Source organism: Paenibacillus luteus (genome assembly GCF_006542765.1).
Classification (GTDB): Bacteria; Bacillota; Bacilli; order Paenibacillales; family Paenibacillaceae; genus Pristimantibacillus; species Pristimantibacillus luteus.
The window spans coordinates 34,640-47,668 of sequence record NZ_SKCD01000044.1 but is presented as its reverse complement, the minus strand read 5'-3'; the positions used below and the strand labels follow the sequence as shown (position 1 = coordinate 47,668).

Genomic DNA, 13,029 nt, shown 5'->3' with positions numbered 1-13,029 from the left:
TCTCCCCCTCACTGCACTGACACTCCAAGCACAATTTCTTGCCCTTTCTCACACGAAGCGACAATCGCGTCGGCAACTTCTACCCCGTGAACAGCGTCAGCGAATGAAATAACGGATGGCTCTGCACCCTGCGCGATGCAACGACAAATATAAGTTAACTGCTCACGTAAACTTCCAATGGTTTCGCCGTGAAGCTTCACATGTATATGGATATCAGGCGTTAATCTGCCTCCTCCATCCCATATATGCAAGCCCGAATGGCTCGATTCAAAATGTGCCGATCCGCTTTGACCGATGACTTCGATCGCATCGGCAATTTCAATGCCTGCCGCGTCAGGCGTCATCCAGTTGCTATGAAGGACGGCAATCGCACCGTTCTCGAATTCAAGATTTGCCCACAGCACTTCAGGAGAGGAGGAACCTGATAATGTTCTTCCGTAAGCCTTTACCTTCTTAACCCGACAACCGGCATACCAGATGGCCAAGTCGATGTCGTGTATCATTAGCTCATAGACCGTATGCACTCGCTTAAACGTATCGAATAAAAACTGCTCCCTGGCCCGTTTCATATACATGCTCACCGGAGTACCTACTTTACCTGACTGAATCGCCTCTTTGATCGCCGCATAACGGGGATCGAAGCGGAGCAGATGACCAGGCAGCAGCAGCCTGCCGCTGTCTGCCGCGACAGTCTGCATTTCCCGTGCCTCTTCAGGCCTGATCGTTACCGGCTTCTCAACAAGGACATGTTTGCCCGATCGAAGCGCTTTCAAGGTCGGCTCCAGATGTTGGCTTTCGAAGGTAACTACACTGATCAAATCGATATCATCGTTAAGAATTAGGTCATCAACATTGGAATAAAGCTGCTTAATGCCGTATTTCTGCCCGGCTAGTTCCAGCTTCTCTGGCGAGTGATCGCACACAGCCACAACCTCCGCTTGCGCGAGCGAGCAAAAGGCTTCCAGATGATTCATCCCCCATCTACCCAAGCCAAGAATACCTACTTTCACTTTGTCCATGAGTTGACTCCCTCTCTATAAATTAGGCGGAACCTCCAACCTTTCGAAGCAAGCCTGCGCACACTCAATATGCTTCCAGGCCTCGATCAACAAAAACATGCCATGCCCTGGAAAAAGGCTGTCGACGCGGAGTTGATGTAGTTTGGCGACCGTATCCGCATATTCTGAAATATTACAATCCCAGATGTTCTGAATAACGACCTTTCCCCCGGCAAAAACAGTATCCCCGCTGAACAGCAGCTTTCTCCCATCCCTCTCCAACAGAAGAGCAATATGCCCTCGTGCATGGCCCGGCGTCTCGATTACCTTCAGTACGATATCTCCGATGATGATCTCATCATTCTCCAGTACGATCTGGGTAACTGCACATGGCAGGAATTGGTAATCCTTTGGATACACATTCGCCTTTACCGCTGCAGTGATGCTTACCTTATTTCTGTCTCCCCGCTCAATCCACGGTTGAATTTCCTTTGAAGTGATAACCGCAATTCCATATTGACGTTGAAAATAAGCAGCACCTGCCGCATGATCGCCATGTCCGTGAGTAAGCACCAAATACTTGATTTGTGAGGGAGCGATACCTAAACGTTCTATATTCGCGACGATCCGCTCTGGATTCACTCCGCCTCCTGCATCAATCAACGCATACTCGCCATTGCCTCCATCCAGCAAATAGACATTGCAATCCATCGAATCACTGATCTGAGCGCCAAACTTACCGCTTCCGACCATGAAAATGCCCTCGTCGAGCTTAATCATGACGGAATGTAGGCAACACACTCAATTTCCACGCGCATGCCTGCAGGAAACTTGCCAATTTCAATCGTGCTGCGTGCTGGAGGTTCCTCTTTGAAAAATTCACGGTAAGTCCGATTGTATAGCTCAAATTCGTTCAGGTCGTCAATAAAGGAGGTCACCTTGACCACATGCTCTAACGAAGTTCCAGCGGCCAACAAAATTTCGCCCATATATTCGAGTACGATACGCGTCTGCTCTTCCATATCTCCCGGAAACAACAGCTCTCCCGTCACGATATCAAATGGACATGTTCCAGCGACATAGACCATATCGCCAAGCTTTACGGCTTGAGAATAAGCACCGCTAGGTTTTGGCGCTCTATCTGAACAAATAACTTCTTTTCTCATCGCTAGCTACTCTCCTCTTGATTGCCCTTATAGGAACAGGCCAATTGATAATAAAATTCAGCTGCCTGCACAACCTCATTAACCGGTACCCATTCTTCCGCAGAGTGCGCCTGCTCGATTGAGCCTGGGCCATACACAATAGAAGGAATGCCGCTCCATGCTTGTAGCTTGCTTGCATTGCTTCCGTACGTAACGCCTCGCAGGGATGAATTCAAGCCAAGCGTAGCGGCAGCCTGCTTCGCCGACCGCACAACTGCAGCGTCATGCGGTGTGTTTAATGCGGGATCGAGCAGCAGCGGTTCGATGGTTAGCCTCGTTTGGCTAAGCTCTGCCCTAAGATCACGTTCAAATTCAGATAGCACCTGCTCCGGCGACTCCCCCGGCACGATACGACGATCGACGCTAATTTCACAAGCTTCCGGAACGATGTTAATCTGACTTCCGCCGTTGATCGTGCTCACAACAATCGTTGGTTTCCCGCACAATGCACTCTTAGTCGTCGCCAGCCCCGGTTCCACGCGCTCATGAATATAACGGACAACATCCATCATTGCATTTATGGCATTTTCTCCCTTGTGCGGAACCGAGCTGTGTGCGGACTTGCCGTACGTCTGCACGGTAAAACGAGCACAGCCCTTATGCTCCACGACGATACCAAGCTCTGTTGGCTCTCCAACAACAGCTCCTGATAACGGTAAATGAAGCGACATAAACGTTGTAAGTCCCCGGAAAGCGTATTCCTCGTCAACAGAAGCGCAAAATATAAGATCCGCGTTAAGATGCTCCGGATGCTGCGCACATCTCTCCATCATGTGAATCATGCCGGCCAATGCGCCCTTCGTATCGCAAGCTCCTCTACCATACAACCGACCTTCACGGTAATTAGGTATTAGCGCATTTTCCATGCTCCCTATGGATACGGTATCCATGTGCGCCTCGAACAGCAAGGCTGATTCTGGCTTGCCTACACGCAATTCAGCGATAATATTGTCACGTCCATCAACAACGGGCTGCCGGGTGACTTGCAGCCCCGCCTTACGCATACGCTCCTCGACATAATCGGCAACGTCTCGCTCTCCTCGCGCCTCCTCCTCATAATGCGGATTTACGCTTTGGATGCGCAGCAGATCGTCCAGGATTCTTACAGCTGGATGCGCTGCACTTTCGGAATCAATCACCGATGATAAATCCATCCTTCTCACTCCTAGAGCCAATTAATGTCATCGTATGACCAACCCTTCGTCTCAGGCAGCTCCCTTGTGTCTGGCTAATGCCAAGCTCCTTCGCGAACTTTGTTTCCACGATACGGTCACTTGGATTTAGTTGCCCATCGAGAATTTGCTGCTTTATATACTCAACCAAATCAACGCTCATGCTTTGTTTTTGCAAAAAAGTTTGCCTCGTTATTAGTGCTTTCGTAGGTATACCCGCTCTCCCAAAGCAAAATTTATTCTGCAACAATGTTGACCCGAGAGTTCGCAGCTACGGCTTTAGTAATATTTTCCCGCTTGTCACCTTGCCAGCAACCAAATCAGAAAATGCCTTGTCTCCCTCGGCAAGCGGTCGAATCTCCGTCCAGCCTTCTTCTGTAATTTTTCCTGTGGTTAGCAGCTCTACAGCATCATGAAAATCCTTGCCCGTATAGCAGAATGATCCTAGTATTTCAATTTCACTGCGTATCAAATGATTGATTGGCAGTACCGTTTCATCTATTCCAAGACCAATGTTCATGAAGGTGCCGCCTGCATTGAGCAGCTTCATCGCTGTTTCTCTGGTCGGTTGGAAGCCGGCAGCATCGATCACGACATCGATCCCTTTGGAACCAAACGCTTGCCTCGTCCGCTCTTCCAGATTACCCTCGAGCGCATTGGCTGTTTCTGCGATCCCAATGCTTCGGCTCATCTTTAATCTTGCCTCGTTCGTATCCACAATCATGACCTTCGATGCACCAAGAAGCATGGCTGTTTTGGCACAGAGCAAACCGATCCCCCCTGCTCCGAAGACAATCACATTGGCAAATGTATGACGCTCCATCGCTCTTCGAGTTGCCCGAAGTGAGCAAGCAAGAGGCTCAGCAAGAGCAGCACGATAGGAGCTCACCGATTCAGGAACGACCACAGCAGTTTCGACCGGTACAATTGCCCACTCCGCAAATGCCCCTGGGTAATGAATACCAATTATTTTTCTGCTCTTGCACAATTGGGGCAATCCTTTTCGGCAAGCTGCACAATCTCCGCAGGAGAGAAGAGGATTAACGACAATTTTCATGCCTATTAACGCATGATTGACTTCATCACCGACCTGCTCTACAATTCCGCAAAACTCATGTCCCATAATCAATGGAGGGATCCGAAGGCTGTTATGTCCCATATATCCTTCAATTTCCGATCCGCAAATTCCAACAACCTCGATTCGTACCAGCACTTCATTGTACAGGGGAATGGGACGTTCCCGTTCTTCCCAGTCCATTCTTCCTGCTGCATTCCACACTAACGCTTTCATTAAAGTACCTCCATTCTATTTCATGGCCGTCTCACGATCATTGTTGTATGATTCCAATGCTTTGAATAGCTTATTGATATCCTCTTCATCATTGAACACATGAATGGATATCCGAAACCGTCCGTCTCCGCCCCACACGTAAATATTCTGTTCGCTTAAATAACGAGCAATGGATTCGCCTTCTTCAGCAACTACGCTGATGTTCCCTGCCCTTTGGTCCGGATCCTCTGGCGTCATCACTTCATATCCACTTTTCAGCAGCCGATCGATGACATTGCTGCCAAGCGTCAAAATATGATTCTCAATCCGATCGGTTCCATGCTCCAGTAGCAGCCCCGTAGAGAACCGGGTTGCATAGACCGTAGCGAAGCTCGGATAGCCTAGCTCGAAGCGGCGAGCATCTTCATGGAACTTGAAAGATTCGAAACGGTCCGACCCAAACATATCGCGAACGCTTCTCCATCCTACTGAACAAGACTGAAACTCTGCCGTTCTTGCCGGGTTTACTCCGAGAATACCCATTCCATGAATGGATAGCAGCCATTTATAGGAGCTGCATACTACAAAATCGGATTCATTCATATCAACCGAAACTGCACCAAGCGACTGTGTAGCATCAAGTAAAAGCAAGGTTTTGGTCTTCTTGAGTTGCGCATATAAGGAACGATAATCTAACTTAGCCCCACTCAAATAGCTCACATGACTGGTCATGACCAGTCGGGTCCGCTCATCCACTTGCGCCATAATGTCTTCAACGGTTATTTTCCAATTCCTATGGTTCACAACACGAACTTCCAGCCCCTTCTGCTTCAACAAAACCCAAGGCAGAACACCTGAAGGAAATTCCAAATCGTTGATCACGATATTATCGCCAGCATCGAAATCTAGCGATTGCGCAATCATAGAGATGACTTCCGATGAATTGGACAACAAAGCAATGTTAGATGGCTTGCCGTTTAAGAGCCTCGCTAAATTCACTTTGCAGGCTTGCTCGATTTCAGCGTTATGATCACGTCCATGCGGTCCTTTGCCTCTGTAATTGAAATATTCAGCTACGGCATCCAGACAGCCCTGGTGCGGTGGAGTCTCAGCTCCATTGTAAAACCAAGTGCAATCTTGTAATCCGACAAAAGACTGCTTATTGATCAATGCATTCATGGGCTTCTCCTAGTCTTTTTTATAATGAATTGTTCGCTGAACTTACCCTTTGATGGATCCAACCAATAAACCTTTAATAAAATATTTTTGCAGGAAAGGGTATACACAAGCTATTGGCAAAACTGTAATGACTGTAATCGCCATCTTAAAGGTTTGTGGTGTAATGGCACTCATTTGCTTTTGCCCCTGATCTCTCAATTGCTCCAGCGAATTGATTTGATTCAACGTGTTATACAGTACGTATTGCAACGGGTACAAATTAGGAGACATCGTGTTATAGATTTGTGTATCAATAAATGCATTCCATTGATTGACGCATTCAAACAATACAACAGCGGCAAACACTGGTGTACAAATCGGAAATATCACTTGAAAAAATAGCTTGAAATCGTTCGCCCCGTCAACTACGGCAGCTTCCTCCAGCTCCTTAGGCAATCCTTCAATATACGTTTTAATTAATACCATGCTGAACACGGAGACGGCGCCTGGAAGAATATAAATTAGAAAGGTTCCCTTTAGCTGGAGATATCCCATTAGCAAATACATCGGGATGATCCCGCTGGAAATGTAAAGTGTAAACACGAAATATTTGCGAAAAAATTTTACACCGACCAAATCACTGCGCGTGAGCACATATGCACCCATGGAGGTAAAAAACAGCATGACTGCAGGGCCAATCAATGCACGTGCGATCGATACGAGGGCCCCTTTCAGAACCGCAGAATCTCCAAGTGCTTTCGCGTAAGAATCAAACGTGAATCCTGCTGGAAACAGAACAAGTCCGCCTTTCAGCATATTCGGACTGCTTAGGGAATAGCTGATGATATAAATGAATGGAAATACCATGAGCAACAAAATGAACAGCATAAACAAAAAATTGCCGATATCGAATAGGGTGCCGCTTATCGTCCGTTCCTTCATCTTGTTCTCCTATCTAGAATATGGCTTTCCCCGTTGATTTTTTAGCGATGGCGTTGACTGATACGATAATAATGAGGCTTATAACCGTCTTCATAATGCCAACCGCCGTCGCATAGGGATAATTAAGCAATTGAAGCCCATATCTGTAAATGTATATATCGAGAACCTCCATCTTCTCCCAATTCGTTGTATTGGTGAACAGATAAAACTGCTCGAAGTTGGAATTAAGTATCCATCCACTGTTCAAAATGAGTAGTACAATTAGCGTAGGGATAAGGTTGGGTATCGTAATGTGCCACATTCTTTGAAATCGGTTAGCTCCGTCTATTTGGGCTGCTTCATAGAATTCAGATGGAATCGAGGCAATGGCTGAAATAAAAATGACGCTGTTGTAACCCAAAAACTTCCATACTCCAATTAGGATAATAAAAGCCCACGAGTACGTAGGATCCCCCAGCACATTAATGCCTTCGTCGATCCAGCCCCACTGCACTAAAGTTTCATTTATTGCACCTGAAGAGGTAGCAAACAACGCACTTGAAAGCGAATAGATGATGATCCAAGATATGAAAAAGGGAAAGAAAGTAACGGTCTGAATCAGTTTACCGAAAAATCGCTGCCGGATTTCATTCAACAGAAGAGCGAATAGAAATGCCGTTCCTAGGTTGGCAATGAGAGCCCCTATATTAATGGAAAGTGTATTTCGTAATAGGTACATATAATCATTGGTTTCGGTGAAGAACGCTTTGAATTGCTGCAATCCTACCCATTCCGAACTGAATAACGGATAACCGGGCTGATAATGAACAAAGGCAATCAACCAGCCAAAGAGAGGAACATACGAGAAAGTAAATACTATCAAGACAGCCGGTATAAGCATGGCATACAAATATCGTTGTCTAACGATTTTTGTGATCATAAATTATCCTTTCCGCAACTCGGAAGAGATGAAGAGAAACAATGAAGATTGAAACGAATGTCGATCCAAATATTCATTGTTCCCAACATCCTCAAGCCCTGAACTCACCTTATTTTAGTTGATTTAGCTGTGCTTGCTTTTCCTGATAGAGTCGATTATATTCACTGATTACAAGATCCGGATTCAGCTTTTGATAATCGCTGATGACGGATTGATACAAAGTATCGAATTCTTCATCGTTCTTTGGTTTGATAATCAAGTTAGTAGAATTTTTAACGCGGAAATCAACCATCTTCTGATGCAATGTACCCAGCTCAGAAGTAGAATCAATGGACACCGTTCCGGCAATTCCGGTATTGGCCACTTCTCCGGTCTCTAAATAATAGTCCTTGGAGTTCTCCCACCCTAATGCGTTGTAGGCTTCTCTCATTTCTTTTGTCAGCCCTAATTCATCTTGAATAATTGGATCGAAGGCCATGGTGTAAGGAACTCCGTCCTGTCCATTCGTCAATACATTACCCAAGAAGTTGAACAAACCGAATCCGACGCTTCTTTGTGCATCCATGTCAGTCAGTGTTTTCTTGTAAGCTTCAGTCGGTACTCGCTTATTATCGACAATCGTATATTCTTCTCCTTCGAAACCGGACTGCAGCAAGACCCGTCCTTCTTCAGTCGCTGCCCACGCCAGCAATTCCTTAATTCTCTCAGGTTGCTTAGCATTTTTAGTAATCGCGTAAATATCAAATGGGCGTGTATCCTCTACACGAATTTGACGTTTCTCGTTCCGCTCCATCTGCGTCATACTGCGAACGGGCATGTTGATATATTGCATTTCTGGATGTCCGGCGTCGATCAGTCCCTGATTCGCAGTAGAGAGTCCCCATACTACATACCAGGAAGACAACACCCTGCCGCTATTGAGTTTCTCAACAAATTGATCATATTTATCCGTGAAGGAATCCTTATCGAGTATTCCTTCTCGGTAAAGCTTGTTGAAGAAGCCTAAGCTTTCTTTCACATATTCATTCATCATCATGTCTTCAAATTGTTTGTCAACCTGATTCCAAATGACTCCCATATTTCCGGCTGCCGCTGTATACCTTCCACCCTTCTCATACATGATGGTGGAAATTCCTTGCATTCCCCAAGGCTCAGCGAATGGTACAACCATTCCAAGTGTCTTCTGACCGTTTGTAGTCGGATTATCCTTCAACGCCTGCTTTAGGAATTTAATGTAATCTTCCGTTGACAGTAAATTCGGCCAACCCTGCTGCTTTAGAACATCAGTCCGCACTCCGATATCGAGAACCTCTATATAATTTTTGAAATCAACCGGTACACCGCCCTCCCACTTGTATAACTTTCCGTCTGGGGCAGTCAATTTCCATAATGGAATTTGTACGCTGAACATGTTCGCAAAGTCCGGTGATTTTTCCACAAACTCATCTAAAGGAAGCAGAGCACTTGCACGCACATATTTATCAAACGTGGCATTGTCCCGAATGGTAATGATTTCAGGATAATCTCCGCCAGCCAACATCAGATTTAATTTATCTGTATAATTGCCCGGTGTTTGAACAAAATCAAATACGATATTAAATTTCTCTTTAATCGCTTTTCCGATTTTGGTTTCGTCGCTTCTTTTAATCTGATCGTTATCTTGGGTAAGAATTTTAATTACATATTCTTCTTGCGGAGGCACTTTAGCCTCGTTCGTGCTGCTCGAAGTGCTTTCCGGGCTAGTGCTTGGCTCAGTTGCCAATGGGGTAGAATTTCCAGAACTGCACGCCGCGGTCAACAAAACAAAAGCGACCATAACCAATAACGTCATATTCCTTCGAGATGCTTTCAATTCAATATCCTCCCTTTGTTTTCAACCTATTTGTTAGCGCTTACACTTTATAGGATATAGGATGTACAATCTCTTTCATATGTTTATACATTAGTGCCCTTATGTCTATATTTTACTCGCTTATTTACGATGCGCTTCCCGATACTGCGAGGCGGTTAGGCCCATGCATTTTTTGAATGTTTTGGCAAAATGAAAGTAATCCAAATAACCCGAGTTTTCCGATATTTCTTGAATGGAAAAACTCGTTTCGTTTAATAATCTACAAGCATTCGCTATTCTTTTCTTGGTCAGATACTGCAGGAAGGTTTCGGATGCTTCTTTGCGAAATAATTGACTAACATAACTCGGATTCAACAACATCTTTTCAGATATCATTTGCAGAGATAGATCTTCTTTGAAATGCTCGTCTATATAAGCCACGATTTTGCCAAAGGTAGTAGGAGGAAGAATTTTGGGGCTTGACGCGAAGGAACGATTGTAATGGTTCAATAGCAGAGACTTTAGATAAACGATCATCTCGTTCACATGACTGAATCTATTCGATAATTGCTGGTAGGACAATAATTGCTCTTCTTCCAGATTATAAACATGGAATAAAACCATATTATACAGAGAAACTGCGTTTCTTATCGTAAACGATCCTTCCGCAATTAAAGATACTATTTTTTCGGTCAGTTCGTTAACAAGACCCAAATTCCGAGTCTGATTCAACTGCCATAGAATCTCCTTGATCTCATCCAAATTGCCGCTTGGGAAACGAGCATTCCAAATTCCCTTATTTCCAGTGATGAAGAAACAATTTGCTGCGACACTGGCATCTCCGATCGAGTTGATGAGGTTCGTAGGATCATACACACAGTTGCCAATTCCAATGCCTGAAACCCCTTCTGGAAGATCTTGAGAAAACGAATCTGACAGTACTGTAATATAGTCGCCTCGAAAGATATAGGCTTTCATACTTCTGCCTATTTGCAATGAAATATAGGGAACATCAACTGAAATTTCAAGCTCAGCAGTACCCACAACAACGACAGCCGCAGCACCGATTCTCTCATCCCAATCAAAGCCTATTTTGCTCATTGTTTCTAGAAGCAGCTGGTTTGAATATCCTTCGCTCTCCTGTAACATATTCAACAATTCCATCTGAAGGACAGCTCTATGCCTTTGCTGCTTCTTGCTAAATTGGTCCAATACCTCTATAATTTCTGCTTCATCAAATGGCTTTAGACAATAGGATAATGCTCCATATTGAATCGCCTTTCTAGCATATTCAAACTCCTTATACCCCGACGTTACAATAAAGCTAATCTCTCTGTTCAATTCATTGCTTTTCCTTATTAATTCCAAACCATCTATTCCAGGCATACGAATATCGGTAAACACCAGATCAGGGGAAAGTTGCTTTATTTTCTCATATCCTTCTATTCCATTGAATGCTTCAGCTATAATCTCATATCCAAGTGAGTTCCAGTCAACGATTGACTTCAAGCTTTTCACGATCCATTTCTCGTCATCTATCAGAAGCACTTTAAGCATTAGCTTCATCTCCCCTCTGCGGCAGCAATAGCTCAACCTCTGTACCGTTGTCCTCTTCACTGAAAATCCTTAAACCATAAGGGGCGCCATAAGCAGTTCTTATACGGTTGTGAACGTTTACAATTCCGAGATGTTCATTATCGTGATTGTTGATCCGCTCAAGAAAGTGCTCGCCCGCAGCCAATTCCGCTTGGATAGAGCTCAATTTTTCACTTGTCATTCCAAGCCCATCATCCTTAATCCATATGACGATATCACCTTCTACTGTCATCTGCCCTCCGAGCCACAAATTCCCCTTTACCATTCTGTTCTCGAGTCCGTGAGTGATCGCATTTTCCAAAATAGGCTGAAGGATCATCTTAATAATTTTATTTCTTAATAACTCCTCTGGAAACTCAATATGGATCTCAAATCGATCATCGAACCTGAAATGCTGCAGCTTTAAATAGGACTTTGCGATATCCAGCTCTTCACCGAGTTTAACCACATCCTGGCCTTTAATGCTATAACGAAGCATCTTGCCCAGCGCTGCAATCATATCCCGTATGTCCGTCGCCCCCGCTTCGTTTGCCATTCCTCTAAGCGATTCGAGCATATTGTACAAAAAATGAGGATTGACTTGCAGCTTTAAAAAAGCGAGCTCCGCTTCCTTCTTCAATAATCCTAATTTCATAATTCTAGTTTCCGATGAAATGACTTCATTGGTCAAATGATCAATTTCGTCCAGCATGCTGTTGAACCTCTCAGCCATTACCATAATCTCGTTATATCCTATTAACTCTATTCTCTTTTGACTATGATAAATATTTTTGACCTTTTGAATCTGAATAAACCGCATGAAAGACTTGATCGGCTCAAGTACATTACGGCTGATTACCCAAAGAAGTAAACACATGAAGGGGATAAAAATGATCATAATCCACCAATACATGACCTTAATTTTTTCCAGTCCCCTGAATAAATTTTGTTTCGAGTAGATGTTCACTATTCTCCCTTGAAGATCAGGCAACTCCGTGCTTTGAATAATGTATTTTTTGTTGTCCTTAATCGCGGCGGTATCCAGTTTTTTCCCGATCATCCCCATATCGTTGCTTGAAGAAACCGTTCCACTGCGATCCAGCACATAGAAGTTTCCAAAGCCATTCTCAAGCATGGTGTTAAATTTCGGAAACAGTGCGTTCAAGTCTAATATGACAATAAAATAACCTAGCGTTTCCAATGGATAGATGTTGTTAATTCGGGAACCGATAATAAAATATTGATGGCCCACACCGTTATCTATCAACTCTTTTAATCCTGCATAATAGGGCTTCAATCGTAAATCCGGACTATTTTTCATTTCCGCGATGGTATCCATTACCGTCTTTCTTTTGTTTTTATCTGACATGAAATTCACATTATTGCCATTTTCACCTATGATGGTCATATCGACGATTCCGTTTTCAAGCTGACTAATGGTGGTTATTTGGGAGTCGACCTTTTTAAATAATTCAATCTTATCGATTAGATCAGTGGTTTTCAAATACTGATGAACATCCATATTGTAAGAGGTATTAATGAGCAATCCGTCAATATTCTCGATTTGAGATTGGATATATTGTGTGATTTTATCCAAAAGTTCAATCGAGTACTCTTCATTTCTTTCATAAATCATTTTCTTAGATTGAGAATAAGTTAAGAGCATGACTACTGCGACAACCGCTACGAAAACAATAAATATCATTAAAAATTGCAGCTTGATAGGCCTTCTCTTCAAATAATCCATCGAACTCCCTCCCTGATCTAATGGGAATTGTAACCTGAGTCTCACCAATTTCCCCCAATATATCATCCCCACGAAATGGAGGCAATCTTATAATAAGATAAAAAAATCATGGTCAAAGTGAAAAGTGTTGATGTAGGAAGCTTATTCCTATACCAACACTTTTGTTTTTGTAAAATAATAGATTTTAAGATTCATAAAGCATCTTAAGAAAC

12 protein-coding genes are annotated in these 13,029 nt (G+C 43.9%); all 12 read right to left on the bottom strand.

The features are described from left to right. Positions 1–8: 8 nt before the first annotated feature. Positions 9–1,019: a Gfo/Idh/MocA family protein gene (locus E0496_RS26300; RefSeq protein ID WP_141504717.1), complete on the bottom strand. Its 1,011-nt coding sequence runs from the start codon at positions 1,017–1,019 to the stop codon at positions 9–11. Positions 1,020–1,034: 15 nt separating this feature from the next. After that, positions 1,035–1,778: an MBL fold metallo-hydrolase gene (locus tag E0496_RS26295; protein ID WP_206669869.1), complete on the bottom strand. Its 744-nt coding sequence runs from the start codon at positions 1,776–1,778 to the stop codon at positions 1,035–1,037. Next, positions 1,775–2,164 (bottom strand): RidA family protein, encoded by a 390-nt coding sequence (locus E0496_RS26290; protein WP_141504715.1) that lies wholly within the window; start codon positions 2,162–2,164, stop codon positions 1,775–1,777. Before E0496_RS26290 ends, E0496_RS26295 begins: the two co-directional genes overlap by 4 nt. Positions 2,165–2,166: 2 nt before the next feature. Beyond that, a complete protein-coding gene (locus E0496_RS26285) occupies positions 2,167–3,357 on the bottom strand; it encodes a M20 family metallopeptidase (RefSeq protein ID WP_141504714.1) in 1,191 nt (396 codons plus the stop codon). Continuing rightward, a complete protein-coding gene (locus E0496_RS26280; RefSeq protein ID WP_141504713.1) occupies positions 3,335–3,553 on the bottom strand; it encodes a hypothetical protein in 219 nt (72 codons plus the stop codon). Before E0496_RS26280 ends, E0496_RS26285 begins: the two co-directional genes overlap by 23 nt. A 93-nt stretch (positions 3,554–3,646) precedes the next feature. After that, on the bottom strand, positions 3,647–4,666 hold the full coding sequence (locus E0496_RS26275) for an alcohol dehydrogenase catalytic domain-containing protein (protein ID WP_141504712.1): 1,020 nt from the start codon (positions 4,664–4,666) through the stop codon (positions 3,647–3,649). A 15-nt stretch (positions 4,667–4,681) separates the two neighbouring features. After that, positions 4,682–5,824 (bottom strand): aminotransferase class V-fold PLP-dependent enzyme, encoded by a 1,143-nt coding sequence (locus tag E0496_RS26270; RefSeq protein WP_141504711.1) that lies wholly within the window; start codon positions 5,822–5,824, stop codon positions 4,682–4,684. Positions 5,825–5,866: 42 nt separating this feature from the next. Then, entirely contained in the window at positions 5,867–6,745 is an 879-nt protein-coding gene (locus E0496_RS26265) for a carbohydrate ABC transporter permease (RefSeq protein ID WP_141504710.1), read from the bottom strand. Positions 6,746–6,758: 13 nt separating this feature from the next. Continuing rightward, positions 6,759–7,664 carry an ABC transporter permease gene (locus E0496_RS26260; protein WP_141504709.1) on the bottom strand — a complete coding sequence of 302 codons (906 nt, stop codon included), beginning with the start codon at positions 7,662–7,664 and terminating at the stop codon, positions 6,759–6,761. A 109-nt stretch (positions 7,665–7,773) separates the two neighbouring features. After that, positions 7,774–9,516, bottom strand: coding sequence for an extracellular solute-binding protein (locus tag E0496_RS26255; protein ID WP_141504708.1), 1,743 nt, complete (start codon positions 9,514–9,516; stop codon positions 7,774–7,776). A gap of 120 nt (positions 9,517–9,636) precedes the next feature. Further along, complete coding sequence (locus tag E0496_RS26250) at positions 9,637–11,052, bottom strand: response regulator transcription factor (RefSeq protein ID WP_161601582.1); 1,416 nt, start codon at positions 11,050–11,052, stop codon at positions 9,637–9,639. Beyond that, positions 11,045–12,817, bottom strand: a complete 1,773-nt coding sequence (locus E0496_RS26245; RefSeq protein WP_161601581.1) for a cache domain-containing sensor histidine kinase — start codon at positions 12,815–12,817, stop codon at positions 11,045–11,047. The genes E0496_RS26250 and E0496_RS26245 overlap by 8 nt, the downstream gene beginning before the upstream one ends. Positions 12,818–13,029: the final 212 nt, after the last annotated feature.

Coding starts and splice junctions, on each gene's coding strand:
- E0496_RS26270 (WP_141504711.1), bottom strand. CDS start 5,824: ATGAATGCATTGATCAATAAGCAGTCTTTTGTCGGATTACAAGATTGC.
- E0496_RS26260 (WP_141504709.1), bottom strand. CDS start 7,664: ATGATCACAAAAATCGTTAGACAACGATATTTGTATGCCATGCTTATA.
- E0496_RS26285 (WP_141504714.1), bottom strand. CDS start 3,357: ATGGATTTATCATCGGTGATTGATTCCGAAAGTGCAGCGCATCCAGCT.
- E0496_RS26245 (WP_161601581.1), bottom strand. CDS start 12,817: ATGGATTATTTGAAGAGAAGGCCTATCAAGCTGCAATTTTTAATGATA.
- E0496_RS26275 (WP_141504712.1), bottom strand. CDS start 4,666: ATGAAAGCGTTAGTGTGGAATGCAGCAGGAAGAATGGACTGGGAAGAA.
- E0496_RS26265 (WP_141504710.1), bottom strand. CDS start 6,745: ATGAAGGAACGGACGATAAGCGGCACCCTATTCGATATCGGCAATTTT.
- E0496_RS26300 (WP_141504717.1), bottom strand. CDS start 1,019: ATGGACAAAGTGAAAGTAGGTATTCTTGGCTTGGGTAGATGGGGGATG.
- E0496_RS26290 (WP_141504715.1), bottom strand. CDS start 2,164: ATGAGAAAAGAAGTTATTTGTTCAGATAGAGCGCCAAAACCTAGCGGT.
- E0496_RS26295 (WP_206669869.1), bottom strand. CDS start 1,778: ATGATTAAGCTCGACGAGGGCATTTTCATGGTCGGAAGCGGTAAGTTT.
- E0496_RS26250 (WP_161601582.1), bottom strand. CDS start 11,052: ATGCTTAAAGTGCTTCTGATAGATGACGAGAAATGGATCGTGAAAAGC.